The sequence below is a fragment of the Curtobacterium sp. MCBD17_019 genome (assembly GCF_003234555.1).
In the GTDB taxonomy this organism is placed as follows: Bacteria; Actinomycetota; Actinomycetes; order Actinomycetales; family Microbacteriaceae; genus Curtobacterium.
Genome location: NZ_QKTT01000011.1, coordinates 47,879 through 72,165, shown reverse-complemented (window position 1 = coordinate 72,165; position 24,287 = coordinate 47,879). Strand labels below are relative to the sequence as shown.

Sequence of the window (24,287 nt, the reverse complement as noted above, 5' to 3'; positions counted from 1 at the left end):
CGACCCGTGGCGCCGTCCGGCGGCCGCCTCGTGGGGGTCGACCTCGCGCGGGCACTCGCGCTCGCCGGCATGGTCGTGGCGCACGTCGGGGCGGTGCCCCAGACCGTGGCGTGGTCGGACCCGTCCACCTGGTCCGCCGTCGTGAACGGGCGCTCCTCCGCACTCTTCGCGCTGCTCGCGGGGGTGTCGGTCGCGCTCGTCACGGGTCGGACGCGCCCGTTCGCTCCGCCCGCGATGGCCGCCGCCCGGATCCGGCTGGTGGTCCGGGCGGTCCTCCTGGTCGCGCTCGGGGTGCTGCTCGTGGCACTCGGCACGTCCGTGGCCGTGATCCTGCCGACGTACGGGGCGCTGTTCCTGCTGGTCGTCCCGGTCCTGCGGTGTCCCCGGTCGGTCCTGCTGTCGTTCGCCGCGGGGGCGGTCGCGCTGTCGGTCCCGGTCGCGCTCGCGACCGCCGCGCTGTTCGCCCACGCGGACGCCGCGACGGCGCAGTTCGGCCGGACGTACCCGGTCCTCACGTTCCTCGGGTTCCTGCTCGTCGGACTCGCGGTGGGGCGGAGCGACCTCCCCGCTCGCCGGACGCAGATGCTGCTCGTCGTCATGGGGACGGCGCTCGCCGTCGCCGCGTACACGGTCGGTGCGGTCGTCGCGCCGGTCGACCCCGCGGTGGCCGTCGTCACCGGGGTGCCCTCGGCCGACGGCGCGACGGGACCGTCAGCGGTCGTGCAGGAGTGGCTGTCGCCGCGGGCCCACTCGTCGTCGGTCGTCGACGTCCTCGGCTCGACCGGGGTGGCCGTCGCGGTCCTCGGCGCCTGTCTGCTCCTGACCGAACGCCGAGCCCGGCTGGCGCGGATCGTGTGGCCCGCGGTGGCGGTCGGCAGCATGCCGTTGTCCGTCTACGCGCTGCACATCGTCGCGATCGCCGTGCTCGCGCACACCCTCGGGCCGACCGAGGGTCCCGCCGTGGCGGCCTCGTTCCTGCTCGGCGCCGTGCTCGTCGCCGTGCTCTGGCGGCACCGGTTCCGGCGCGGTCCGCTCGAGATGCTCCTCGCCGCGGCTACTGCAGGGCCGCGGTGAGCCGCGCGACGTTGTCGAGCACCTGCGAACGGGTGGGCCGCTCGAGCCACTCGTCGAGCGTGATCTCGAACGCGTCACGGCGGTAGGCGTCCTGGACCTCGCGGAGCGCGTCGACGAAGCGGTGTCCTCGGACCATGACAGATATCTCGAGGTTGAGGCTGAACGACCGCATGTCCATGTTGCTCGATCCGATGACCGAGACGGCGTCGTCGATCGTGAAGTGCTTGGCGTGCAGGATCGTCGGCTTGTTGTACAGGTAGATCCGGACGCCGGCGCGCAGCAGCCCCTCGTAGTAGGAGCGCTGGGCGTGCCAGGTCAGGGCGTGGTCACCGATCTCGCCGACGAAGAGCTCGACCGCAACGCCGCGTTGCGCCGTCGTCGTGATCGCGTAGAGCATCGACTCGTCCGGCACGAAGTACGGGCTCGTGATCACGACGCGCTCCTGCGCCGCGTAGAGCAGCGCGTTGAAGAGGCGGAGGTTGTTCTCGCCGTCGTACCCGGGGCCCGAGGGGACCACCTGGCAGTCGAGGGCGTCCTGCCGGTCGGCGCGGTGGACCGGGTCGCTCTCGCGCACGAGGAGCTCGTCCGTCTCCGAGTACCAGTCGGTCACGAACAGCGCGTTGATCCCCGCGACCACCGGACCCTCGAACCGGACCATGAGGTCCTTCCAATGCAGACCCCGTCGGCGGTTGATCCCCGTGTCGTAGCTCGAGTCGATGAGGTTCTGCGAGCCCGTGAACCCGAGCCCGCCGTCGACGACGAGGAGCTTGCGGTGGTTCCGGAGGTCCGGACGCTGGTACTTCCCGCGCAGGGGCTGCACGGGGAGCATGAGATGCCATTGCGCCCCGATCTCGTCGAGGCGCGCGAGCGTCGCCCGGTACCCCGGGTAGCCGCGGCTCGCGATGTGGTCGAGCAGGAACCGGACCGTCACACCGCGCTGCACCGCTCGCCCGAGGGCGTCGAAGAACGGGGCGGTCGTCTCGTCGAGCGTCGCGATGTAGAACTCGACGTGCACGAAGCGCCGCGCGGTGTCGACCGCACGGGTCATCTCGGCGATCGACTCCTCGTAGTCCGGGTAGAGCTCCGCGGAGTTGCCGCCGACGAGCGGCATCGACCCGAGGTTGCGGTTCAGCTCACTGACGCCGTGCAGCCAGGACGGCCAGCTCGGTTCCCGCCGCACCCGGTCCATGCCCTCGGTCTGGTCGAGGATGTACTGGTTGATCTCGGCCTGCTTCTCGCGGCGTGCCTTCGGCAGCTTCGTCGAGCCGATGAGCAGGAAGACGATGAACCCGAGGTACGGGATCAGGAAGATCGCGAGCAGCCACCCCGTCGCCGTCTGTGGCTTGCGGTTGATCGGCACGTAGATGATCGAGAACGCGCGGATCGCGAGGTCGAGCAGGACGAGCAGGACGATGACGGCGACGTCGAGCCAGTGCTCCACAGCGGGCCTCCGGTCTCGGCGGTCGGGGGATGCCGGCTAGCGGAAGTTGACGAACTGGAGCGGCACGTCGAAGTCGGCCCCCCGCAGCAGGGCCATCGTGGCCTGGAGGTCGTCCCGGCTCTTCGACGAGACCCGGATCTCGTCGCCCTGGATCTGGCTCTTGACGCTCTTCGGGGCCTCACCGCGGATGAGCGCGCCGACCTTCTTGGCGACGTCCTGCTCGATGCCGTTCTTGAGCGCGGCCTCGATGCGGAACTCCTTGCCCGACGCGTACGGCTCGCCGGCGTCGAGGCTCTTCAGGCTGATGCCGCGCTTGATGAGCTTCGACTCGAAGACGTCGAGCACGGCCTTGGCGCGCTCCTCGGAGTTGGCCTTGATGAGGACGTCCTCGCCGCTCCACGCGATCGACGCGCCCACGCCCTTGAAGTCGTAGCGCTGCTCGATCTCCTTGGCGGCCTGGTTGAGGGCGTTCTCCGCCTCCATCTTGTCGACCTTGCTGACCACGTCGAAGGAGCTGTCTGCCATGCCCGACAGCCTAACGAATGCGGCACCACGCGGCGGGGCCCCGGATGGTCCCGAGCGGCACCGCCGACACGGTATGCTCGTACGGCGCCTCCGGTCGGTGATCACACGGGTCGGGTGCGCACATGGCGAGTTACCCAAGCGGCCAAAGGGATCTGACTGTAAATCAGCCGGCGTAGCCTTCGGGGGTTCGAATCCCTCACTCGCCACCCACGCGACGAGGGTCCGTCCGCATCGGACGGACCCTTCGTCGTCCCGACGGGTCCGTCCGTCCCGGGCCCCGTCCGTCCCGAGGAGGCCCCCGTGCCCGGAGCCAGCGCCACCGTCAGCGTCCCGGAACTCGCCGACATCGCCGAGTCGATCGGGCGCGACGCCGCAGCCCTCGCGCATCGACGGCGGACCGAGGGGGTCGAGGTCACCGACCGCAAGTCGAGCCTCGTCGACGTCGTGACCGCGGCCGACCGTGAGGTCGAGGCGATGATCCGACGGCGGATCGCCGAGGTGCGACCGGACGACGGGTTCCTCGGCGAGGAGACCGGCACGAGCGTGGGGTCGAGTGGGCTGACCTGGGTGGTCGATCCGATCGACGGAACCGTCAACTACCTGTACGGCAGCCCGTCGTACGGCGTCAGCATCGCGGTGGTCGAGGGCGAGCCGCACCCCGCGCGGTGGTCGGCGCTCGCCGGGGTCGTCGTGGCGCCGGCCACGGGCGACGTCCACCGGGCCGAACGCGGTCGCGGAGCGTGGCTGAACGGGCGGCCGCTGCACGTCGGCGCACCGGCGTCGCTCGCCGAGTCCCTCGTCGCGACCGGGTTCGGGTACACCGCCGAGCGCCGCCGCGACCAGGTCCGGGTGCTCGCGGGACTCATCACCGAGATCCGGGACATCCGACGTGGGGGAGCGGCGTCACTCGACCTCTGCGCGGTGGCCACGGGGACCGTCGACGCCTACTACGAGCGGGGGATCAACCCGTGGGACATGGCCGCCGGCGCCCTCGTCGCGGCGGAGGCCGGCGCGACGGTCGAGAGCTGGGAATCGGATGACGCCCGGGGCTACGTCGTCGCCGCGCCGGTCATCGCCCGAGCGCTCGTGGACCTCGTGCGGGGCCTCGAGGGCGCGGCCTGACGGCGGCCTCGGACTCCGGCGGCCGTCCCCAGGTCGGGGGTGCGTGACTGGCGGGCCCTCTGCGGCCGCTGGTACCGTTCCAGTTCCGTCACTGCTCGCCCCGCGAGCGCGTTCCGCCCCGTCCTGAGGATCTCGTCCACGCCGCCATGCCCTTCGACGCCAGTGCAACCGCCCCGTCCGTCACCGGTCCCGACGCTCCGGTCGCTCCGACCACCCGGCGTCAGCGCATCGACGCAGAACGCCGGGAGGCCCGGAGCGGTGGACGCAGGTCGGCTCGCGTCCGATCCGCGTCGCGTCCAGCGGCTTCCGCTCCGCACACGGAGGCCGCCGACGGTCCGGCGGTCACGCCGGCCCACCGGCCGCTCGTCGTCCCGCCCGTCCGCGGTGCGGGTGTCCCGCTCGCCGCGGCCACGTCGGCCCGGGTGCGGGGGAGCAGGACGGGCTCGGTCCCGGTCGTGGCGCAGCGTCGCGCGGCCGTGGCGGCTCCCCGGCGTGCCGGGCGGGGCCGCGGGGCCGGGGTCGCCACGGACGGCGCGCTGCGGCGCGCGGCCGAGCGGGTCACCGGTGCGGTGGCGCTGCTCTTCGTGGCAGGACTCGTCGTGTCGACCTCCCTGCCGGCGCAGGCGTCCTGGTCCCCGATGCCCCTCCCGGGACACGCGGCCGCCGGCACGACCGCGCAGTCCCTGACCGTCGGCGACGGCGCCTCGGATGCCGAGACCGGTCGGGACGGCTACACGGTCTCCCAACCCGCGGCCGCGTCCGCGAACACGAGCGACACGTTCACGAACGACCCGAACGGGACCATCCAGTGGCCGTTCATGACCGGCGTGCCGATCACGAGCGGATTCGGCGCCCGCAACGTCGAGGGCTGCTCGTTCTGTTCCACGTTCCACGAGGGCGCGGACTTCGCGCCGGGCGCGGGCACGCCGATCCGGGTGATCGCCGCGGGCACCGTGACCAAGGTGCAGGCGGACGACGGCGGGTACGGCAACGACGTGTGGGTCGAGCACGACGTCGACGGCAAGCGGTTCGTGAGCGTCTACGGTCACATGGAGGACGACTCGTTCGAGGTGGTCGAGGGGCAGCACGTCGCGGTCGGGGACGAACTCGGCCTGGTCGGGAGCACGGGTAACTCCACCGGTCCGCACCTGCACCTCGAGGTCCACGTCGACGGCGTCGCGGTGGACCCGATCGCCTGGCTCCGGGCCAACGCGGACTGACGCTCGGCACGCCCGGGGGGCGTGACCGGTGCACGCACGGCGCGCCGGCTCTGCTATCCTCGTACGGTGCCGCGCGCCGGGTTCCCGTCCGCGGCCACGCCCCGATAGCTCAGTGGTAGAGCACTTCCATGGTAAGGAAGGGGTCGTCAGTTCAATCCTGACTCGGGGCTCCGACCCGCAGCGCTCCCGGCGCCGCGGTGTCCGCGGCGGGGTAGCTCAGTTGGTTAGAGCACACGGCTCATAATCGTGGTGTCGCGGGTTCAAGTCCCGCCCTCGCTACCGTTCTCCGGCTCGGTCGACGCCGCTGGCGTCGGTCCGGCCGGTCCTGGCCGCGGCCGCTCCATCCCCTGCAGTCGCGGTGCGACCGACAGGCAGGATGGATCATGGCCCTCATCCACGCGCGTTTCGACACGAGCGATCCGGACGAGGCCTTGGCGGCGCTCCGCACGGTCTACCCGACGGTGCGGGTGCAGGACGTGCCCGCCGGAGGTGGCTTCCGGTTCACCCAACACGTCGACGGAGACCAGGACGTCACCTTCGCCCGGATCCGCTTCGGATCGATCATGGACCTCGCCAGCGATCTGACGGACGGCTTCAGCATCGTCCACACGCTCGAGGGCCGCTACGACAACGTCGACACCGGACCCACCGCCGGCCCGTCCCTGTGGCACGGCGCCGTCCGCAGCCACGCGGAGGACTCGCGACTCCTCGTCGTGAACGTCACCACGGCCGCGGTCGAGCGGCTCGCCGCGGAGCACCTCGGCGCCGAGACGGCGGTCGTCCGGTTCCACGGCACGGCGCCCGTGTCGGCCGCGGCGGCGGCGCTCTGGTCCAGCGTGGTCGACTTCGCTGCGAGCGGAGTCATGGACGATGGCGAGGACGAGTTGTCGGGCGGCTTCGACCTGGTCCGGCAGCAGGCGTTCCGCGCGCTCATCGGTGCCGCGCTCCACACGTTCCCGATCGAGGTCGTGTCGGGCACGGTCCGCGGGACGGGTTCGCTCCCGTCGTCCGTGCGGCGCGCCGTCCGGTTCATCGAGGACGACCCCGGCCGTCCGATGAGCGTGGCCGACATCGCCGCGGAGGCCCGGATGTCGGTGCGCGGACTGCAGCTCGCGTTCCGTCGGCACCTCGACACGACGCCGCTCGACCATCTCCGGCGGGCTCGGCTCGCCGCCGCTCACGAGGAACTGGAGGCAGCGGATCCGGGGACCGGCGCGACCGTCACCGAGATCGCGGGGCACTGGGGGTTCGGCAACGCCGGCCGGTTCAGTCGTGCCTACCGCGAGGAGTACGGCCGGTCGCCGGGCGAGACCCTGCGGCACTGACGAGGCGTGGTGCGGGCACCACGGTCCCGAACGTGCTGGTTCAGCGGTGCAACGTCGTCATCGGCGACTCGCCGAAGCGCTCGCGGTAGCGCTGCGAGAACCGCCCGGCGTGCATGAGGCCCCACCGCGTCGCGATCGCCGCCACCGAGTCGCCGCGGGACGGATCCGCGGCCACGAGGTCGGCGTGCGCGCTCCGGAGGCGGTAGGACCGCAGGTACTCGAGCGGGGTCGACCCGAGCGCGCGGCGGAAGGCGCTCTGGAGTCCGCGGACGCTCATGTGCGCGGCCGCGGCGACGTCCGTGATCGTGATCGGTGCGCCGGCGTGCTCCTCCATGAACGCCACCGCGCGCCGGACAGCCAAGGGGGCCTCGGTCAGCCCGGCGTCGACCGGCGCGAGCTCGAAGGCCGCGATGGTGGCCGCCGCCAGGGACTCCTCGGCCGTCGTCCGGACGATGCTGCCGGCCTCCACGCCGGGCAGCGCTGCCGCGGCACGGGCGTGTGCTGCGGCACTGGCCCAGTAGCGAGCCAGGGCGGTGCCGACGGGGCGCGCGGGCTGACGGGGGAGCCGGAGTCGTTCGTTGCCCGTGGTCGTCCGTGCCACGCGGTGCAGGACGGCGAGTTGGATCGAGACCGCCTCGAGCACGTCGAGCGTCGCGGGGAGATCGTGATCGCCGGGCGGGAGGAGCAGGAGGTGGTGATCGCTCCCGTGGTCCTCGGGGCTGACCACGTGGCGGAGACGGAGCACGCGCACGTGATCGGACCCCACGTGGTCCGTGCTCGCCTGCCGACCGGTGGGGACACCGTCCTCTTCCGTCGACCGGGGCTGCCCCGACACTTGCGTCACTCGCCCTCGCTTTCCTGCCCCGGAATCCTAGGAGCGGGACGGACGTCGGGACCGCCGGGGAGCGCGCACGCGGAGAAGCCGTGCGCGCACGGGACAACCGTCTTCGTTCACTGGCTCCGAGCCGGGCAGGGTGCCGCGCACGCGGTCCTCGGTAGACTGCCCGGGTGTCAGTGAACCCCGAGCTCGTCGGCAGGACGTTCCCGCCGGCAGCGCCGTACCTCGTGGGTCGCGAGAAGGTCCGTGAGTTCTCTCGCGCCGTATTCGCGACCGCCCCCGTCCACCTCGACGCCGCGGCCGCCCGCGCCGCCGGGTACCCCGACGTCGTCGCGCCGGCCACGTTCGCGGTCGTCGTGCAGGAGGCCACGCTCGCGCAGCTCCTCGCCGAGCCGGACGCGGGGCTCGACTTCGCGCGGGTCGTGCACGGCGAGCAGCGCTTCCGCTACGAGCGACCCATCGTCGCCGGCGACGAACTCACGGCCACCCTGACGGTGACGGGGGTCAAGACCCTCGGCGGCAACGCGATGGTCACGGCGGAGTCCGCCGTCGTCGACGCTTCGGGAGCCCACGTCGTGACCGCCACGTCGACCCTGGTCGTGCGGGGGGACGTCGCATGAGCGCGGTCGACACCACCGGCGCGAGCGAGGTCGGTGCCGTCGTGGCCGAGCGGACGGTGCACCTGACGCGCGATGCCCTCGTGCGGTACGCGGGGGCCTCCGGCGACTTCAACCCGATCCACTACCGCGACGACGTCGCGGCGGCGGTCGGGCTCCCCGGTGTGCTCGCGCACGGCATGCTCACGATGGGGCTCGCCGTGCAGCCGGTCGCCGAGTGGCTCGGTGACCGCGGGTGGGTCCGCGAGTACGGGGTGCGCTTCACCCGTCCCGTGGTCGTCGACGCCGAGGGCGGCGCCGACGTCGCGGTCGTCGCGACGATCGGGCTGCTCGACGACGACGGCCGCCCGGAGCGCATCGACCTCACGGTCACCGCGGCGGGCGTCACCGTGCTCGGCAAGGCCCAGGTGTGGGTGGTGTTCCGCTGACCGAGTCGGTGACCGCACTCGCGGAGCTCACGACCCTGCGCGTCGGCGGCCGTCCGACCCGGCTCGTCGTGTGTGCGACGACGGACGAGCTGGTCGAGGCGGCCCGACGGACCTGGGCCGACGGCGACGACTGGCTCGTGGTGGGCGGCGGGAGCAACCTGCTCGCCGCCGACGCCGGGTTCCCCGGAACGGTCCTGCTGGTCCGGACCCGCGGGGTCGAGGTCGTCCCGGACGGTTCGGACGCCGTCCGGCTCCGCGTCGCGGCGGGCGAACCCTGGGACGACCTGGTCGCCCGGACCGTCGAACGCGGCTGGACCGGACTCGAGGCGCTCTCCGGGATCCCCGGGACGACGGGTGCCAGTCCCGTGCAGAACGTCGGCGCGTACGGAGTCGAGGTCGGCGACGTCCTCGCCGCGGTGGAGTTCCTCGACGCCGACACCGGAGAGCGGGCCTGGCTCCCCGTCGACGAACTGGGCCTGGGATACCGCACGAGCGTGTTCAAGCGCGGACGCCGGGGGGTCGTGCTCACCGTCGAGTTCCGCCTCGGTCTCGCCGACGACCGTGGCGTCCCCGTGCGGTACCCGCAGCTCGCGACCGCGCTCGCCGTGGAGCTCGGCGCGGCCGTCGCCCCGACCGCGGTCCGGTCGGCGGTCCTCGGCCTCCGCGCCGCGAAGGGCATGGTGCTCGACCCGACGGACGCGGACACCGCGAGCGCGGGGTCGTTCTTCACGAACCCGATCGTGTCGCCCACGTTCGCCGCGACCCTGCCGCTCGACGCACCGCGCTGGCCGGTCGCACCGGACGCCGCTCCGGCGGTCGTCCCGCTCGGGTCTGCTCCGGCGGCGCCCCCGACGGTCGCCGACGAGCGGGTGAAGCTCAGCGCGGCCTGGCTCGTCGAGCACGCCGGCGTGCACCGCGGGTTCGCCCTGCCCGGGTCGCGGGCCGCCGTGTCGTCGAAGCACACGCTCGCGCTGACGAACCGTGGTGGCGCCAGCGCGAGCGAGGTCGCCGAGCTCGCGCGCTACGTCCAGACGATGGTCATGACCCGGTTCGGCGTCGCCCTCGTGCCGGAACCCGTCGTCGTCGGTGACCTGCTCGACTCGGTGCCGGACTGACCGCTCGCCGGGACGCACGTTCCGGGCACGTGTCGGGCCTCCCGGCCGGCGACCCGTTCGTCGGGGCGCGGGCCGCGGTGGATCAGGAGAACAGGCGCGTCAGACGTGCGACGCCCTCGCGGATGTCGTCGTCGCCGAGTGCGTAGGACAGGCGCAGGTACCCGCTCGGTCCGAACGCCTCCCCGGGCACGACAGCGACCTCGGCCTCGTCCAGGATCATGTCCGCGAGCTCGAGGGACGTGGTCGGCGTCACGCCCCGCCAGGTGCGGCCCAGCAGCGCCGTGACGTCCGGGTAGGCGTAGAAGGCGCCCTGCGGCGTGGGCGTGGTGAACCCGGGGATGGCGTTGAGACCGTCGACGATGAGTCGGCGCCGACGGGCGAAGGCCTCGCGCATGGCGATGACCGGCTCCTGCGGCCCGGTGAGCGCCGCGATCGCCGCACGCTGCGAGACGTTCGAGACGTTCGATGAGAGGTGCGACTGCAGGTTGCCGGCGGCGCGGACGACGTCCGCCGGGCCGATCATCCACCCGACGCGCCAGCCGGTCATCGCGTAGGTCTTCGCGACGCCGTTGACGAGCACCGTCTGGTCCGCGAGCGCGGGCACGGCGGCGAGGATCCCCGTCGCGACCGTGCCGTCGTAGACGAGGTCCTGGTAGATCTCGTCGCTGATCACCCAGATGCCGTGCTCGAGCGCCCACTCGCCGATCGCGCGGGTCTGCTCGGGGGAGTACACGGCGCCCGTGGGGTTGGACGGCGAGCAGAACAGGAGCACCTTCGTGCGGTCGGTGCGGGCGGCCTCGAGCTGCTCGACCGTGACGAGGTAGTCCTGGTCGCTCCCGGCGAAGACCTCGACCGGCACGCCGCCCGCGAGACGGATCGCCTCGGGGTAGGTGGTCCAGTAGGGGGCGGGCAGGAGGACCTCGTCGCCGACGTCGACGAGGGTCGCGAACGCCTGGTAGACCGCCTGCTTGCCACCGTTCGTGACGATCACCTGTCCGGCGGTGACGTCCGCGCCGGACACGGTCCGGGTCTTCGCCACGATCGCCTCCCGCAGCTCGGGCAGCCCGGCGGCCGGTGTGTAGTGGTGGTTGCGGGGGTCGCGGGCGGCGTCGACGGCGGCGTCGACCACGTGCTGCGGCGTCGCGAAGTCGGGCTCGCCCGCCGCGAACGACACGATCGGGCGCCCCTCGGCCTTGAGCGCCTTCGCCTTGGCGTCGACCTTGAGCGTCGCCGACTCGGCGATGGCGGCGACACGGGAGGCGATGCGGGGCGCGGAACGGGGGGCTTCGGTGCTCACGCGGTCAGCCTACCGGGGCGCCCCGCCCGGCTGGAGGCACCCGAGTGGACACCGCCTCCGCCGCTCCCGTAGACTGATGCGCGGTGGTCGGAATCCGCCACGCTCTCGCGCGCCTCTTCGCCGTGTGATCGCCCCTCGGTCGGGCACCCGGTAGGGTGACACGGTCGAGCGGATGGATTCCCTCACCGACGGAAGGGCGAGCCCTTCCGAAGGGCGGTGGCTCAATTGGTAGAGCAGCGGTCTCCAAAACCGCAGGTTGCAGGTTCGAGTCCTGTCCGCCCTGCAGCTCGGTCCGCACGATCCGGTGCGGACCGGACGACGGGTCAGCAGGCGCACCGTCTGCGATCTGGCCTCCGAAGGGTGTGAAGTGGCGAGAAGAGACCTGGAGACGACGACGACCGACGACGTCGTCACCAAGGCGAAGCGTGACCGCGAGAAGCGTCGCGGTCCCGTCGCCGCCGTCGCGCTGTTCATCCGCCAGGTGATCGCTGAACTCCGCAAGGTCGTCACGCCGACGCGTCGGGAGCTGTTCAGCTACACCGGTGTCGTGCTCGTCTTCGTCGTCGTGATGATGGTGCTCGTGTCCGTGCTCGACTTCGTGTTCGGGTGGGGCGTCGGCTACGTCTTCGGGAACGGCGCGACCTCCTGACGACCACCACGGGCTCCGGACCGGAGTCCTGATCCGCGTCGGCTCCCCGGGGCCGCGCCGCACCGCCGGACCGGACCGAACGAACACCCGATCCGCCAACCGAACGGAAAGAACCGACAGTGTCTGACAACTCTCGCGCTCGCGACGACATCGACCTCTCGACCGCCGCCGAGCAGGGCTCCGAGGTCGAGGAGAACCAGGAAGGCAACGTCGAGACCTCCGAAGGCCGCTCGATCGAGTCCGCCGAGGAGCGCGCCATGTCCGTCGAGGACGAGGACGAGGCCCTCGCCACCGGCGCGACCGACGGCGACGCGTTCGACGAGGCGCTCGCCGCCCTCGCCGAGTCGCGCGACCCCGAGGCCGACGCGATCGTCGACGACGCGCTCGAGATCGACACGCCGGAAGAGGCCGAGGCCGCCGTCGAGGCGGTGGAGGACGAGGAAGAGCTCGAGCTCGAGGCCGAGGAGGCCGAGGGTGACCTCGTCGCCGCCAACGCGGACCTGGCCGCCGAGGAGGCCGCCGACGCGCTGGGCGACGAGGACGAGGACGAGGTCGAGGTCGACCCGTACGAGGCGTTCAAGACCGAGCTCCGGATGAAGCCGGGCAAGTGGTACGTCATCCACTCCTACGCCGGCTTCGAGCGTCGTGTGAAGTCCAACATCGAGAACCGCATGGTGTCGATGTCCATGGAGGACGCGATCTACCAGGTCGAGGTCCCGATGGAGGACGTCGTCGAGATCAAGAACGGCCAGCGCAAGCTCGTCACGCGTGTCCGGATCCCGGGTTACGTGCTCGTCCGCATGGACCTCGACGAGGACAGCTGGTCGGTCGTGCGTCACACGCCGGGCGTCACGGGCTTCGTCGGCAACGCGCACAACCCCACGCCGCTCCGCTTCGACGAGGCCTTCGGCATGCTGAAGAGCCTGGTGCAGGTGGCCGAGGTGGCCCCGGCCAAGGGCGGCGCGAAGGGTGGTGCCGCGGCACAGCGCGTCACCCCCGCCGAGGTCGACTTCGAGATCGGCGAGACGATCACCATCAAGGAGGGCTCGTTCGCGGGTCTGCCGGGGTCGATCTCCGAGATCAAGCCGGAGAGCGGCAAGCTCACGGTCCTCGTCTCGCTGTTCGAGCGCGAGACGCCGGTCGAACTCAGCTTCGACCAGGTGACGAAGCTCTAGTAGACTGTTCGAGTTTGGGCTCGGATCCGTATCGCGGACCGAGCTCGCCACCGCGGTCCGGAACGGCCGGACGAGCGGGAGAGTGCACGGGTCCCCGTGCGTTCGAACCCAGGAGAAGGAAGAGACATGGCTCCGAAGAAGAAGGTCACGGGCCTGATCAAGCTGCAGATCAACGCCGGCGCGGCCAACCCCGCCCCGCCGATCGGTCCCGCGCTCGGTCAGCACGGCGTGAACATCATGGAGTTCTGCAAGGCCTACAACGCGGCGACCGAGTCCCAGCGCGGCAACGTCGTCCCGGTCGAGATCACCGTGTACGAGGACCGCTCGTTCACGTTCGTCCTCAAGACCCCGCCGGCCGCCGAGCTCATCAAGAAGGCCGCCGGGATCCAGAAGGGGTCCGCGACCCCGCACACGGTCAAGGTCGCGCGCATCTCGATGGACCAGGTCCGTCAGATCGCCGAGACGAAGCAGGCCGACCTCAACGCCAACGACGTCGACGCCGCGGCGAAGATCATCGCCGGCACCGCCCGCTCCATGGGCATCACCGTCGAGGCCTGAGGCCCCGCACCCCTTCCGACACCCCCGTGGGAGAGCCTCGCCAGGCTCGTCAACCACACTCTCGACTAGGAGAACCACCATGGCGAAGAATTCCAAGGCCTACCGGGCCGCGGCCGCGAAGATCGAGGCCGACCGGTACTACACCCCGTCCGAGGCCGTCGACATCGCGCGCGAGACCGGCTCGAGCAAGTTCGACTCGACCGTCGAGGTCGCGCTGAAGCTCGGCGTCGACCCCCGCAAGGCGGACCAGATGGTGCGCGGCACCGTCATCCTCCCGCACGGCACCGGCAAGACCGCCCGGGTCATCGTCTTCGCGACGGGTGCGGCGGCCGAGGCCGCCATCGCCGCGGGTGCCGACGAGGTCGGTGGCGACGAGCTCATCGAGAAGGTGGCCGGCGGTTACACCTCGTTCGACGCCGCCGTCGCGACGCCGGAACTCATGGGCAAGGTCGGTCGTCTCGGCCGCGTCCTCGGCCCGCGTGGTCTCATGCCGAACCCCCGCACGGGCACCGTCACCCCGAACGTCGCGGGTGCGGTGAACGACATCAAGGGCGGCAAGATCGAGTTCCGCGTCGACAAGCACGCCAACGTGCACTTCGTCGTCGGCAAGGCCTCGTTCACGCCGGAGCAGCTGAACGAGAACCTCACCGCCGCACTCGACGAGGTCGTCCGCCTCAAGCCGAGCGCCTCGAAGGGCCGCTACATCACGAAGGGCGCCATCTCGACGACGTTCGGCCCGGGCATCCCGCTCGACGTCAACGCGATCGGCTGAGTCCCGGAGGACCCGAACGGCCCACACCGCTGCACGCGGTGTGGGCCGTTCCGCGTTCCTGCGCCGTCCGAGCCGCCGGGGACCATCCGCCGACAGGGACCGTCCGCCCACAGCACCGCCCGCGCTCCGCAGACGTCCACAGGCAGCTGTCGGGAGGCCCGGTGCAGCAGCCGGGGCCACTACTGTGAGCCACGTGCGCACCAGCCTCACCGTCGTGTCCGCCGTCCGGCTCGTCGTCGCGATCGCGATCGTGACCGCGGTGGTGGGACAGCTCGTGGTGCTCGTGCGCGGGGACGTGTTCCGACCGTGGGACTTCTTCGGGTACTTCACCATCCAGTCGAACTGCGTGGCCGCGGTGGTGCTCGTCGCGGTCGTGGTGCTCGCCGCGCGTGGACGGTCGACGAGCCGGTTGACGTTCGTGCGCGCCGCTGCCACGACGTACATGGCCACGACGGGCGTCGTGTACAACACCCTCCTCGTGCACGTCCCGCTCGGCGCGTTCGGGCTCGCCTGGTCGAACGACGTCCTGCACCGCTGGGTGCCGCTCTACCTGGCACTCGACTGGCTCTTCGTCGACGACCGACGTCCGATCTCGCTGCGGCGCGTTCCGTGGTTCCTCGTCTACCCCGCGGTCTGGCTCGGCGTGGTCCTCGTCCGGGGCGGCACCGACGGCTGGGTGCCGTACCCGTTCCTCGATCCGCGGCAGGGCTACGGCGTCGTGGCGATCGCATGTGTGGCGATCGGGGTGTTCATCACCCTCATCGGCATCGTCGTCGCGCGGGTGGCGCGGGTGCGGCTCCTCCGCGTCGAGCGGCGGTAGCCCCGGCGTCAGCTCCGGGCGACGCGGAGGCGGTCGAGCACGAGGTCGGCGAGTTCGACGAGCCCGCGGATCTGGTCGTCGTCGCGATCCACCCAGCGGCACTCGGGCTCGTCGGCGACGGGCACGAAGTCGTCGTGTCGTTCCCACACGAACAGCGTGCGCTCAGCGCCGAGCACGTACTGCTGCCACCAGATCTGCCGCAGGTAGTGGCGGGGGATCCGACGCCAGCCCGTCGACGTCGTCTTGATCTCGGCGAGCACCAGACGACCCTGGTGATCGTGTCCGACGCCGTCCGGTGTGGCGAGGTGGGCTCGGTTCGTGCGGGCGTGGAACAGGGCGCTCGACGGTTCGATGCCGTGCGTGGCGGCGACCCAGGCGGCGATCACCGGTTCGCGTTCGCGACCGTGGTCCGTGAACGCGTTGCCCGAGAACCGTGAGCCGTAGCGCTTGTCGGCGACCACGGCCTCCACGGCGTGGAGGGACGCGAGCCGGGCGACGTCGGTCGCGGTGATCCCGGCCGCGCGGGCACGGAGCCAGCCGACGCGGTCGGTCGCGTCGGCCAGGATGCGCGCGGTGTGGTCGCGGAGGACCGTGAACCGGTCGTACGCGTCGTCGTCGTCCCAGAGGGAGAGCGTCGGCTGCACGATGGTCACGCGACCATTGTCCCTCGCGCCGGGACGGTCAGGAGGACACGAGGCGGCGATCCTCGCCCACGGCCACCATCTCGTCGATCCCTGCGGGGGAGAGCGCGTAGTCGATCGCCAGGGCGGACGCGCCGTGCAACGCGGCGGCGGAGCCCGCGCGGGACTGCGCGATGACCAGGTGCGAGGTCGCGAGCGGCATGGATCGGGAGTAGACGACCTCGCGCACGCCGGCCAGGAGGTGTTCCCCCGCCTGCGCCATCGACCCGCCGAGCGCGATGACGGCCGGGTTCATGAGCGAGACGCACGTGGCGAGGACCTCGCCGATGTCGCGGCCGGCCTGCCGGACGGCGCCGATCGCGTCGATGTCCGCGCGGGCGACGAGCGCGAGGATGTCCTCGCTCGACGTGACGTCGTGGCCCTTCGCGCGCAGCGCGCGGGCGATCGCCGGACCGGAGGCGACGGCCTCCAGGCAGCCCGTGTTGCCGCAGTGGCAGGGGACCTCGCCCGCGCGGGCGACGCGGACGTGCCCGATGTCGCCGGCGGTGCCCTGAGCGCCACGCTGGAGGCGGCCCTCGGACACGATGCCGGAGCCGATACCGGTGGCGACCTTGACGAACATCATGTGGTCGACGTCCGGCCACGCGTGCTCCCGTTCGCCGAGCGCCGCGATGTTGACGTCGTTGTCGACGAGCACGTGGGTGTCGATGTGCTGGCGCACCCATCCGGGGACGTCGAAGCCGTCCCAGCCGCGCATGATCGGCGGATTGGCGGGGCGTCCGGTGGAGAACTCGACCGGGCCCGGCAGACCGATCCCGATGGCGACGACGTCCTCGCGGCGGCGACCGATCCGGTCGAGCAGCAGGTCCAGGCGCCCGACGAGCCACTCGAGGATCGGGACGGGCCCCTCGGCGATGTCGATGCGGGCCTCGTCCATCGCGAGGCGGTTGCCCATGAGGTCGGTCAGCGCGACACGCCCGTGGGAGGCACCGAGGTCGGCGGCGGCGACGACCCGCGCGGTCGGTCGGAGTGCGATCTGCGCGGGTGGCCGTCCGCCCGTCGAGACAGCGGTGTCGAGCGGGCCGACGAGGCCGACCTCGACGAGCGCGTCGAGGCGCACGCTGACGGTCGAGCGGGACAGCCCGGTGCGGGCGGCGAGTTCGGCGCGGGTACGGGGGACGCCGTCCCGCAGGATCTGGAACAGCTCACTCGCCCCGACGGTGGGCGGCGCTGCCGCACGCGTCAGATCGACCATGGTCGGAGTGAACCACACTAACGACGGCGGCAGCAAGCAAGATCGCCGAGCGACATGGGACTTCTGCTTGACGCTCGGCAGAAGTGCTCGTAGTGTGACCTGCGGCCAGCGCCGGCGCCCCTCGCGGAGGAGGACCGACACCGGCCGGTACCGCACCACTCGACGAGGAGAACCAGGTGACCCCACCGCTTTCGGTCCAGCTCTACACCGTCCGGGACGCCATCGCGACCGATCTACCCGGAACCCTGCGGCGCATCGCCGACATCGGGTTCACGAACGTCGAGCTCGCCGGCTACGTCGACCGCGCGGACGAGTACGCCGAGGCGCTGCAGGCCACGGGCCTCACCGCGCCGAGCGGTCACGCTCGCCTCCTCGGCGACGCCGGCCTCGACCTCGATCGCATCCTCAGCGCGAGCGTCACCGTCGGCCTCACCACGCTCATCGACCCGCACATCGACGAGGCGCGCTGGACCACCCGCGAGGACGTCGAGGCGATCGCCCGCGAGCTCGGAGCCGTCGCCGCACGGGCAGCGGACCACGGGTTGGCCCTCGGGTACCACAACCACGCGTTCGAGTTCGAGCACCGCATCGACGGCGTCTCCGCCTACGAGGTGTTCGCGAACGCCCTGCACGACGACGTCGTGCTCGAGCTCGACACGTACTGGTGCCAGGTCGGGGGTGACTCCGCGGTCGAGATCCTCGGCAAGCTCGGTGACAAGGTCCGGTTCCTGCACGTCAAGGACGGTGACGGGACGAAGAACGACAAGGCCCAGGTCGCGGTCGGCAACGGCATCATGCCCGTCCGCGAGATCATCGCCGCGGCGCCGCAGGCCCAGCAGGTCATCGAACTCGACGACCACGAGGGCGACGTGTTCCAGGCCGTCGCCGACAGCCACGCCTTCCTCACGGGGGTCCGGGCATGAGCGCCGCACGCACCGGCCGGGTCGGCGTCGGCGTCATCGGCGCCGGCGTGATCAGCGACCAGTACCTCTCCAACCTCACCGTCTTCCCCGACCTCGAGGTCCTGTTCATCGCGGACATCGACCTGCCGCGTGCGGCGGCACAGGCGGAGAAGTGGAACGTCCCCGGCTCCGGCACGGTCGATGAACTCCTCGCCATCGACGACATCGAGATCGTCGTGAACCTGACCATCCCCGCCGCCCACGTCGAGGTCGCCACCAAGGCACTCGAGGCCGGCAAGCACGTCTGGGGCGAGAAGCCGTACGCCCTCGACCGCGAGAGCGGCCGCGCCCTCGTCGAGGCGGCCCACGCCGCGGGCAAGCGCGTGTGCGTCGCGCCGGACACGTTCCTCGGCGCCGGGCTCCAGACGTCCCTCCGCACCATCGCCGGTGGCGCGATCGGCACGCCCCTCAACGCGTTGACGATCATGCAGAGCCCCGGGCCCGAGTCCTGGCACCCGAGCCCCGAGTTCCTGTTCGCGTTCGGCGGTGGCCCGCTGTTCGACATCGGCCCGTACTACCTGACGACGCTCGTCCAGGTGTTCGGCCCGGTCGCGCAGGTGAGCGCAACCGCGTCGAAGGCCCGCGCCACCCGTGTGATCGGGTCCGGGCCGAAGGCCGGCACGGAGTTCCCGGTCGAGGTCCCGACGCACTACTCGGCGCTCATCGAGTTCGAGAACGGTGGCAGCGCGCAGAGCATCTTCAGCTTCGAGTCGGCCCAGCCGCGTGCCGGGTTCGTCGAGGTCTCGGGCGAGACGGGCACCGTGGTGTTCCCCGACCCGAACATGTTCGACGGGGACACGAAGCTCTGGACCGCCGGCTCCGAGGAGCCCGAGGTCATCCCCGCCACGGGGTCGACCTACACGCGGGGGACCGGCGTCGTCGAGCTCGCTCGCGCGATCCGCGCCGACGTGCCCGAACGCGTCCCCGGTGCGCTGGCGTTCCACGTGCTCGACGTCATGGTCTCGATCGCCGAGGCCGCCGAGCAGCACGGCCCCGTCCGCGTCGAGAGCACGGTGTCCTCGAGTCCCGTCCTCCCCGAGGACTTCGACCCCGCGGCGTCGACGCTCGCCTGACCCCGACCCGCGCGGCCGACACCGACGGCCGCGCGGGTCCCCGAACTTCCGTTTCCCTTCTTTTCCCTTCCCGATAGCACCTCCCACTCAACGACGAGAAAGCAGAGAGTCATGCGCACCACATTCCGCGCACTGGCCGTCGCCGCCGCAGGCGCACTGATGGTCACGGGCCTCGCGGCCTGTTCCTCCTCCGGTTCATCCGGATCCTCCAGCAGCGACGGCAAGACGCTCACCTACTGGGCGAGCAACCAGGGCACGAGCCTCCAGAACGACAAGGAGGTGCTCACGCCGGAGCTGGCCAAGTTCACCAAGCAGACCGGGATCAAGGTGAACCTCCAGGTCATCGGGTGGAACGACCTGCAGAACAAGATCCAGACCGCGGTCACGAGTGGCCAGGGCCCGGACGTGGTCAACATCGGCAACACCTGGGCGACGTCGCTCCAGGCCACCGGCGCGTTCATGCCGTTCGACAGCTCGGCGATGAAGGCGATCGGCGGCTCGGACAAGTTCGGCAAGGTGCCGCTGTCCACCGGTGGTGCCCCCGGCAAGACCGTGACGAGCGTCCCGCTCTACGGCCTCGCCTACGGCCTCTTCTACAACAAGGCCATGTTCGCCGCCGCCGGTCTCAAGCCGCCGACGACGTGGGAGGAACTGACGAGCGACGCGCAGAAGCTCACCGACCCGGCCAAGGGTCAGTACGGTTTCTCCCTCGCCGCGGGTTCCTACACCGAGAACGCGCACTTCGCGTTCATCAACTCGGCGCAGAACGGTGGCCAGTGGTTCAACAGCAAGGGTGACCCGACGTTCACCTCGACCGCGAACGTCAACGGCATCAAGCGGTACCTCGACCTGATGCAGACCCAGAAGGCCGTGAACACCTCGAACGCCCAGTACGACAACGCGACGCAGTCGACGTCGGACTTCGCCAAGGGCAAGGCGGCGATGATCCTCAACCAGAACAACGCCGACGCCACCATCCAGTCGAACGGCATGTCCGCCGACAAGTACGGTGTGGTGCCCTTCCCGGCGCCGACGGGTGCGAAGCAGATCGCGAGCTTCCCGGCCGGTATCAACCTGTCCATCTTCAAGAACACGAAGAACAAGGACGGCGCCCTCAAGTTCGTCAAGTTCATGACGAGCGAGAGCACCCAGGCGACCCTCGACAAGCCGTACGCGGCCCTGCCGGTGCTCAAGAGCGCCGCGAACGCGACGGACCTGTCCGCCGAGACGAAGACGTTCCTCAACATCTACAACACGATGGCGAAGCCGCTGCCGCTGGTGCCGGCCGAGGACCAGTTCGAGTCCACCGTGGGCAAGTCGATGAACGACATGTTCGCCAAGATCGCCACCGGCAGCACGGTGTCGACCAGCCAGATCAAGTCGGCGCTGCAGACCGCGCAGGACCAGGTGTCCCAGGCCAACGGCTGATCCCGACGGCGCCCCGGGCGATGGTGCCATCGCCCGGGGCGCCGCCCCTTCCCATCCCTGCACCCGCCGGAAGGTGATCCACATGTCAACGACGGTCCTCCCCGAGTCGTCCCGAGCTGCGGAGCTGACGACCGACTCACGGTCCACGCTCGCGAACAAGCCGCCCAAGCGGCGCCGTCACGGGCAGTGGCTGCCGTACGTGCTCCTGGCTCCCGCGATCCTGTTCGAGCTGCTCATCCACATCGTCCCGATGCTCACCGGCATCTGGATCAGCCTCGTCCAGCTCACCAAGTACTTCATCGCCAACTGGTCGAGCGCACCGTGGGCGGGCCTGCACAACTACAGCGTGGCGCTCGACTTCAACCAGGCGATCGGCAAGAGCCTGCTCAACTCGTTCCTGGTGACGTGCGGGTTCACCGTCCTGGTGGTCGGGTTCGCGTGGGTCCTCGGCATGGCCGCGGCGGTCGCCCTGCAGCGCGAGTTCCGCGGACGCTCCCTGTTCCGCACACTGTTCCTGGTGCCCTACGCGCTGCCCCTCTACGCCGGCATCATCGCCTGGAAGTTCATGTTCCAGCGCGACACCGGCGCGATCAACCACATCCTCGTCGACCAGCTGCACCTCATGGCGCACGGTCCGTTCTGGCTCATCGGCAACAACGCGTTCGTCGCGATCGTGATCGTCGCCATCTGGCGGCTGTGGCCGTTCGCGTTCCTCATGCTCATGGCAGGCCTGCAGTCGATCCCGCAGGACGTCTACGAGGCGAGCTCGGTGGACGGCGCCAAGCCGTTCCGGCAGTGGCGCAGCATCACCCTGCCGATGGTGCGGTCGGTCAACGTCACCCTGGTCCTCGTGATGTTCCTCTGGACGTTCAACGACTTCAACACGCCCTACGTGCTGTTCGGCTCGACCGCGCAGCCGCCGGCCGCGGACCTCATCTCGTTCCACATCTACAACGCCTCGTTCATCACGTGGAACTTCGGCTCCGGTGCCGCGATGAGCGTGCTGCTGTTGCTGTTCCTGCTCATCGTCACGAGCGCCTACCTGCTCTTCACCAACCGGAGGTCCCAGCGTGCGTGAGACAACTGGCTCCAAGACGTTCCGCGTCATCGTCATCGTCCTGCTGTCGATCTTCACGATCGTGCCCCTGTACGTCATGATCACCTCGGCCCTCAAGCCGCTCGGTGACGTGCAGGGCGCGTTCACGTGGATCCCGACACACCTCACCTTCCAGCCGTTCATCGACATCTGGACCACGGTGCCGCTGGCGACCTACTTCGTGAACAGCCTGGTCGTCTGCTCGATCGCGACGCTGTTCTCGCTCGCCATCGCGATCTTCGCCGCCTACGCGGTGTCGCGGTGGACGTTCCGCGGTCGCAGCACGTTCACCACCTCGATCCTGGCGACCCAGATGTTCCCCGGCGTGCTGTTCCTGCTGCCGCTGTACCTCATCTTCGTCAACCTGGACCAGCTGCTCGGCATCCAGCTCGTCGGCACCCAGCTCGGCCTGATCATCACCTACCTGACGTTCGTGCTGCCGTTCTCGATCTGGATGCTCGCCGGCTACTTCGAGACCATCCCGCGCGATCTCGACGAGGCCGCCATGGTGGACGGGTCGGGTCCGCTCGGGGCGTTGTTCCGGGTGATCCTGCCGGCCGCGCGACCGGGCATCGTGGCCGTCGCGATCTACTCGTTCATGACGAGCTGGGGTGAGGTGCTGTTCGCGTCCGTCCTGACGAACGGGAACTCGCAGACCCTCGCCGTGGGCCTGCAGCAGTACTCGACCCAGACGAACGTGTACTGGAACCAGATCATGGCCGCCTCGCTCGTGGTCAGCATCCCGGTCGTCGTCGCGTTCCTCATCGTCCAGCGGCAGTTCGTCGCCGGTCTGACCGCAGGCGCCGTCAAGTAGGGACGAGCCACTCGCGGAGGGACGGTGCGGGTCGGACCCGCACCGTCCCTCCCGGCACGGTCGCCCCGTCGCTGGCGCGACGGTCCGGAGCCGGCGGGACAGGCCGACCTGTCTCCGCACGGCGCGTCCGAGCGACCGGCGGACGGCGGCGGACCAGGAGAGGATGGAGACCATGAGCGACGACAGCACGAGTGAGCCGCGCGGGCGGCAGCTGCGGCCCGGACAGACGAGCCGGGTGCACGTGGTCGACGTGACGACCGGTGAGGACCGCGTCGTGTTCGTGAGTGACCGCGTGCTCGTCGAGGCGCCGAACGTGTGGATCGACCGGGCGGGGACCTCGGACGAACGGCTCGTGCTCAACGGCGACGGCGACCTCTTCACGCTCCCCGTGCCGCGGACCGGCGTGGTCCTCGACGAGAACGACCTGGCGCGGGTCCCGATGGACGGTGTCCCGGAGATCAACAACGACCACGTGCTCGATCCGTCCGGCACCTCGATCGTGGTCTCCGCCCGCGACGGCGACCTCTACCGCGTCGCACTGCCCGAGGGCACCGCGGCCGAGCCTGCCGAGCGCATCACCGACGCCGCCGCCGCGCCGGTCCGCCGCAAGTTCTACCTGCACGGCGTCGCGCCCGACGGGTCCTCGCTCGCGGCGATCGTCGGCGAGCTGTCGGACGACGGCGTGTGGTCGACGGACGTCGCGCTCGTGGACCCGGCGACCGGCGAGCCGACGTTCGTGACGCGCGACGAGCACGCCGACGACGGCGTGGTGTTCGCCCCGGACGGGTCCGCCCTGCTCTGGAACTCCGAACGATGGGAGCCCGAGCCCGGGCACGCGCAGCTGACACGGTTGCGACTCGACGGGGTGCCGGACAGCACCGCGGAGCACCCCGCGCTGACGGAACGAGCGGAGCAACTGACGCACGACGAGCGCGTGAACTGGTTCCCCCACCCGTCCCCGGACGGCCGGCACCTGCTGTACCTGGCGTACCCGACGGGTACCCAGGGGCACCCGGCCGACCGCGACGTCGAACTCCGGATGCTCCCCGGTGACGCCGTGCTCGGGACCACGACCGAGGCTCCGCGGACCGTCGCGGTGATGCAGGGTGGCCAGGGGACGGTGAACGTGCCGCCGTGGGCGCCGAGCTCGACGTGGTTCGCCTACTGCGACTACCCAGTCGACTGACCCGCGTCGAGATCGCACGACACGCCGCCTCCCGTCGTGGGGAAGCGGCGTGTCGTGCAATTTCGGCGCAGATGCCGTGCGTGCGGGACGGTCAGATGTCGCGCACCTGGCCGTTCTTGATGTGCAGACGGCGCTCGGCGCGGCGGGCGACCCACGAGTCGTGCGTCACGATGACGACCGTCAGGCCGCGGTCCTTCCACTGACCCTCGATGATCGACATGATCTCGTCACGGGTGCCCTCGTCGAGTGCCCCCGTCGGTTCGTCCGCCAGGAGCACCTTCGGGTTCTTGACCAGCGCCCGGGCGATCGCGACACGCTGCTGCTGGCCGCCGGACAGCTCGGCGGGCAGGTGCTCGAGGCGCTCGCCCAGTCCGACCGACTCGAGCGCCGCGGTCGCGCTCCGGGTGATCTCGTCACGTGACGACCGGGCGAGCGACCCCGCGAACGCCGTCTCGACGTTCTCGCGGGCGGTCAGCGTCGGGATGAGGTTGAAGGACTGGAACACGAACCCGATCTCGGATGCCCGGATCTCGGTGAGGGCGCCGTCGCCGAGCTTGGCGATGTCCCGGTCGCCGAGCACGACGGACCCGGACGTGGGTCGGTCGAGCGCGCCGAGCATCTGCAGCAGCGTCGACTTGCCGCCGCCGGTCGGACCCTGGATCGCGACGAGCTGGCCGGTCGGGATCTCGAGGTCGACCCCGGCCAGGGCGGTGACCTTCTTGTTCTTCTGGGCGTAGGTCTTGCCGACGCCGCTCAGCTGGTACATCGGGCGGTTCCCGCTGGCCGGTGCTGCGGCGGGTGCGATGGTCGAGACGCGGTCCGTGGTGGACATCGGTGCTCCTGACTGGTCGGTGGC

At 70.9% G+C, this 24,287-nt stretch carries 25 protein-coding genes and 4 tRNA genes; 22 read left to right on the top strand and 7 right to left on the bottom strand.

Features of this window, described 5'->3' with window-relative positions; all coding sequences use genetic code 11:
* Window positions 1-6: 6 nt before the first annotated feature.
* Window positions 7-1,074 (top strand): DUF418 domain-containing protein, encoded by a 1,068-nt coding sequence (locus DEI82_RS11340; protein ID WP_111036813.1) that lies wholly within the window; start codon window positions 7-9, stop codon window positions 1,072-1,074.
* Here DEI82_RS11340 and cls read toward each other — a convergent pair.
* A complete protein-coding gene (gene cls, locus DEI82_RS11335; protein WP_111036812.1) occupies window positions 1,055-2,515 on the bottom strand; it encodes a cardiolipin synthase in 1,461 nt (486 codons plus the stop codon). The two genes, DEI82_RS11340 and cls, sit on opposite strands and share 20 nt — an antisense overlap.
* A 36-nt stretch (window positions 2,516-2,551) precedes the next feature.
* The gene (locus DEI82_RS11330; protein WP_111013542.1) at window positions 2,552-3,040 is read right to left on the bottom strand and encodes a YajQ family cyclic di-GMP-binding protein; all 489 of its coding nucleotides are present in this window, start codon (window positions 3,038-3,040) and stop codon (window positions 2,552-2,554) included.
* A 124-nt stretch (window positions 3,041-3,164) separates the two neighbouring features.
* On the opposite strand from DEI82_RS11330, the gene DEI82_RS11325 reads away from it, so the two are divergent.
* From DEI82_RS11325 to DEI82_RS11300, 6 genes are all read left to right on the top strand, one after another.
* Window positions 3,165-3,246 (top strand) — tRNA-Tyr (locus DEI82_RS11325).
* A 94-nt stretch (window positions 3,247-3,340) separates the two neighbouring features.
* On the top strand, window positions 3,341-4,162 hold the full coding sequence (locus DEI82_RS11320; RefSeq protein WP_111036811.1) for an inositol monophosphatase family protein: 822 nt from the start codon (window positions 3,341-3,343) through the stop codon (window positions 4,160-4,162).
* 455 nt (window positions 4,163-4,617) lie between these two features.
* Entirely contained in the window at window positions 4,618-5,382 is a 765-nt protein-coding gene (locus DEI82_RS11315; RefSeq protein ID WP_181434849.1) for a M23 family metallopeptidase, read from the top strand.
* A gap of 98 nt (window positions 5,383-5,480) precedes the next feature.
* Window positions 5,481-5,552: transfer RNA gene (locus tag DEI82_RS11310), tRNA-Thr, on the top strand.
* 35 nt (window positions 5,553-5,587) lie between these two features.
* Window positions 5,588-5,661 (top strand) — tRNA-Met (locus DEI82_RS11305).
* 104 nt (window positions 5,662-5,765) lie between these two features.
* Entirely contained in the window at window positions 5,766-6,707 is a 942-nt protein-coding gene (locus DEI82_RS11300) for an AraC family transcriptional regulator (protein ID WP_111013539.1), read from the top strand.
* A gap of 40 nt (window positions 6,708-6,747) precedes the next feature.
* On the opposite strand, the gene DEI82_RS11295 is transcribed toward DEI82_RS11300, so the two are convergent.
* Window positions 6,748-7,551, bottom strand: a complete 804-nt coding sequence (locus DEI82_RS11295) for a helix-turn-helix transcriptional regulator (protein ID WP_146242899.1) — start codon at window positions 7,549-7,551, stop codon at window positions 6,748-6,750.
* Window positions 7,552-7,715: 164 nt separating this feature from the next.
* Between DEI82_RS11295 and DEI82_RS11290 the strand changes: the two genes are divergently transcribed.
* Genes DEI82_RS11290 through DEI82_RS11280 form a run of 3 tightly spaced genes read left to right on the top strand, consistent with a single transcriptional unit; the run spans window position 7,716 to window position 9,705 of the window.
* Window positions 7,716-8,165 carry a MaoC family dehydratase N-terminal domain-containing protein gene (locus DEI82_RS11290; protein ID WP_111036809.1) on the top strand — a complete coding sequence of 150 codons (450 nt, stop codon included), beginning with the start codon at window positions 7,716-7,718 and terminating at the stop codon, window positions 8,163-8,165.
* Window positions 8,162-8,590 (top strand): MaoC/PaaZ C-terminal domain-containing protein, encoded by a 429-nt coding sequence (locus DEI82_RS11285; protein WP_111036808.1) that lies wholly within the window; start codon window positions 8,162-8,164, stop codon window positions 8,588-8,590. Before DEI82_RS11290 ends, DEI82_RS11285 begins: the two co-directional genes overlap by 4 nt.
* Before the next feature lie 8 nt (window positions 8,591-8,598).
* On the top strand, window positions 8,599-9,705 hold the full coding sequence (locus DEI82_RS11280; RefSeq protein ID WP_258372044.1) for a UDP-N-acetylmuramate dehydrogenase: 1,107 nt from the start codon (window positions 8,599-8,601) through the stop codon (window positions 9,703-9,705).
* 82 nt (window positions 9,706-9,787) lie between these two features.
* Here DEI82_RS11280 and DEI82_RS11275 read toward each other — a convergent pair whose 3' ends face one another.
* Entirely contained in the window at window positions 9,788-11,002 is a 1,215-nt protein-coding gene (locus DEI82_RS11275) for a pyridoxal phosphate-dependent aminotransferase (protein WP_111036807.1), read from the bottom strand.
* Between the two features lie 210 nt (window positions 11,003-11,212).
* On the opposite strand from DEI82_RS11275, the gene DEI82_RS11270 reads away from it, so the two are divergent.
* From DEI82_RS11270 to DEI82_RS11245, 6 genes are all read left to right on the top strand, one after another.
* Window positions 11,213-11,285: transfer RNA gene (locus DEI82_RS11270), tRNA-Trp, on the top strand.
* An 84-nt stretch (window positions 11,286-11,369) separates the two neighbouring features.
* A complete protein-coding gene (gene secE / locus DEI82_RS11265) occupies window positions 11,370-11,651 on the top strand; it encodes a preprotein translocase subunit SecE (protein WP_111009440.1) in 282 nt (93 codons plus the stop codon).
* A 119-nt stretch (window positions 11,652-11,770) separates the two neighbouring features.
* Window positions 11,771-12,826 carry a transcription termination/antitermination protein NusG gene (gene nusG, locus DEI82_RS11260; protein WP_111036806.1) on the top strand — a complete coding sequence of 352 codons (1,056 nt, stop codon included), beginning with the start codon at window positions 11,771-11,773 and terminating at the stop codon, window positions 12,824-12,826.
* A 126-nt stretch (window positions 12,827-12,952) separates the two neighbouring features.
* Entirely contained in the window at window positions 12,953-13,384 is a 432-nt protein-coding gene (rplK, locus tag DEI82_RS11255; protein ID WP_111009442.1) for a 50S ribosomal protein L11, read from the top strand.
* A 79-nt stretch (window positions 13,385-13,463) separates the two neighbouring features.
* Window positions 13,464-14,156 carry a 50S ribosomal protein L1 gene (gene rplA / locus DEI82_RS11250; RefSeq protein ID WP_111013533.1) on the top strand — a complete coding sequence of 231 codons (693 nt, stop codon included), beginning with the start codon at window positions 13,464-13,466 and terminating at the stop codon, window positions 14,154-14,156.
* A gap of 193 nt (window positions 14,157-14,349) precedes the next feature.
* Window positions 14,350-14,976, top strand: a complete 627-nt coding sequence (locus tag DEI82_RS11245) for a Pr6Pr family membrane protein (protein ID WP_111009444.1) — start codon at window positions 14,350-14,352, stop codon at window positions 14,974-14,976.
* 8 nt (window positions 14,977-14,984) lie between these two features.
* Here the strand turns inward: DEI82_RS11245 and DEI82_RS11240 are convergent, their stop codons facing one another.
* Entirely contained in the window at window positions 14,985-15,629 is a 645-nt protein-coding gene (locus tag DEI82_RS11240; RefSeq protein ID WP_111013531.1) for a YqaJ viral recombinase family protein, read from the bottom strand.
* A gap of 28 nt (window positions 15,630-15,657) precedes the next feature.
* Window positions 15,658-16,872, bottom strand: a complete 1,215-nt coding sequence (locus DEI82_RS11235; protein ID WP_111009446.1) for an ROK family transcriptional regulator — start codon at window positions 16,870-16,872, stop codon at window positions 15,658-15,660.
* A 176-nt stretch (window positions 16,873-17,048) separates the two neighbouring features.
* On the opposite strand from DEI82_RS11235, the gene DEI82_RS11230 reads away from it, so the two are divergent.
* The 6 genes from DEI82_RS11230 (at window position 17,049) to DEI82_RS11205 (ending at window position 23,431) form a co-directional block, all read left to right on the top strand.
* On the top strand, window positions 17,049-17,795 hold the full coding sequence (locus DEI82_RS11230; RefSeq protein ID WP_111036805.1) for a sugar phosphate isomerase/epimerase: 747 nt from the start codon (window positions 17,049-17,051) through the stop codon (window positions 17,793-17,795).
* The gene (locus DEI82_RS11225) at window positions 17,792-18,907 is read left to right on the top strand and encodes a Gfo/Idh/MocA family protein (RefSeq protein WP_111009448.1); all 1,116 of its coding nucleotides are present in this window, start codon (window positions 17,792-17,794) and stop codon (window positions 18,905-18,907) included. Before DEI82_RS11230 ends, DEI82_RS11225 begins: the two co-directional genes overlap by 4 nt.
* Before the next feature lie 111 nt (window positions 18,908-19,018).
* A complete protein-coding gene (locus DEI82_RS11220; protein WP_111009449.1) occupies window positions 19,019-20,335 on the top strand; it encodes an ABC transporter substrate-binding protein in 1,317 nt (438 codons plus the stop codon).
* Between the two features lie 82 nt (window positions 20,336-20,417).
* Complete coding sequence (locus tag DEI82_RS11215) at window positions 20,418-21,413, top strand: carbohydrate ABC transporter permease (RefSeq protein WP_111009450.1); 996 nt, start codon at window positions 20,418-20,420, stop codon at window positions 21,411-21,413.
* Window positions 21,406-22,245, top strand: coding sequence for a carbohydrate ABC transporter permease (locus DEI82_RS11210; protein WP_111013529.1), 840 nt, complete (start codon window positions 21,406-21,408; stop codon window positions 22,243-22,245). The genes DEI82_RS11215 and DEI82_RS11210 overlap by 8 nt, the downstream gene beginning before the upstream one ends.
* Window positions 22,246-22,417: 172 nt before the next feature.
* The gene (locus tag DEI82_RS11205) at window positions 22,418-23,431 is read left to right on the top strand and encodes a biopolymer transporter Tol (RefSeq protein WP_111036858.1); all 1,014 of its coding nucleotides are present in this window, start codon (window positions 22,418-22,420) and stop codon (window positions 23,429-23,431) included.
* 91 nt (window positions 23,432-23,522) lie between these two features.
* Here DEI82_RS11205 and DEI82_RS11200 read toward each other — a convergent pair whose 3' ends face one another.
* Window positions 23,523-24,197 (bottom strand): ABC transporter ATP-binding protein, encoded by a 675-nt coding sequence (locus DEI82_RS11200; protein ID WP_111013594.1) that lies wholly within the window; start codon window positions 24,195-24,197, stop codon window positions 23,523-23,525.
* Window positions 24,198-24,287 lie beyond the last annotated feature (90 nt).

What these genes read in the sequence shown, in the direction of transcription:
- DEI82_RS11330 (WP_111013542.1), bottom strand. Translation starts at nt 3,040, where the DNA reads ATGGCAGACAGCTCCTTCGACGTGGTCAGCAAGGTCGACAAGATGGAG.
- DEI82_RS11300 (WP_111013539.1), top strand. Translation starts at nt 5,766, where the DNA reads ATGGCCCTCATCCACGCGCGTTTCGACACGAGCGATCCGGACGAGGCC.
- DEI82_RS11285 (WP_111036808.1), top strand. Translation starts at nt 8,162, where the DNA reads ATGAGCGCGGTCGACACCACCGGCGCGAGCGAGGTCGGTGCCGTCGTG.
- rplK (WP_111009442.1), top strand. Translation starts at nt 12,953, where the DNA reads ATGGCTCCGAAGAAGAAGGTCACGGGCCTGATCAAGCTGCAGATCAAC.
- rplA (WP_111013533.1), top strand. Translation starts at nt 13,464, where the DNA reads ATGGCGAAGAATTCCAAGGCCTACCGGGCCGCGGCCGCGAAGATCGAG.
- DEI82_RS11235 (WP_111009446.1), bottom strand. Translation starts at nt 16,872, where the DNA reads ATGGTCGATCTGACGCGTGCGGCAGCGCCGCCCACCGTCGGGGCGAGT.
- DEI82_RS11225 (WP_111009448.1), top strand. Translation starts at nt 17,792, where the DNA reads ATGAGCGCCGCACGCACCGGCCGGGTCGGCGTCGGCGTCATCGGCGCC.
- DEI82_RS11220 (WP_111009449.1), top strand. Translation starts at nt 19,019, where the DNA reads ATGCGCACCACATTCCGCGCACTGGCCGTCGCCGCCGCAGGCGCACTG.
- DEI82_RS11215 (WP_111009450.1), top strand. Translation starts at nt 20,418, where the DNA reads ATGTCAACGACGGTCCTCCCCGAGTCGTCCCGAGCTGCGGAGCTGACG.
- DEI82_RS11205 (WP_111036858.1), top strand. Translation starts at nt 22,418, where the DNA reads ATGAGCGACGACAGCACGAGTGAGCCGCGCGGGCGGCAGCTGCGGCCC.
- DEI82_RS11200 (WP_111013594.1), bottom strand. Translation starts at nt 24,197, where the DNA reads ATGTACCAGCTGAGCGGCGTCGGCAAGACCTACGCCCAGAAGAACAAG.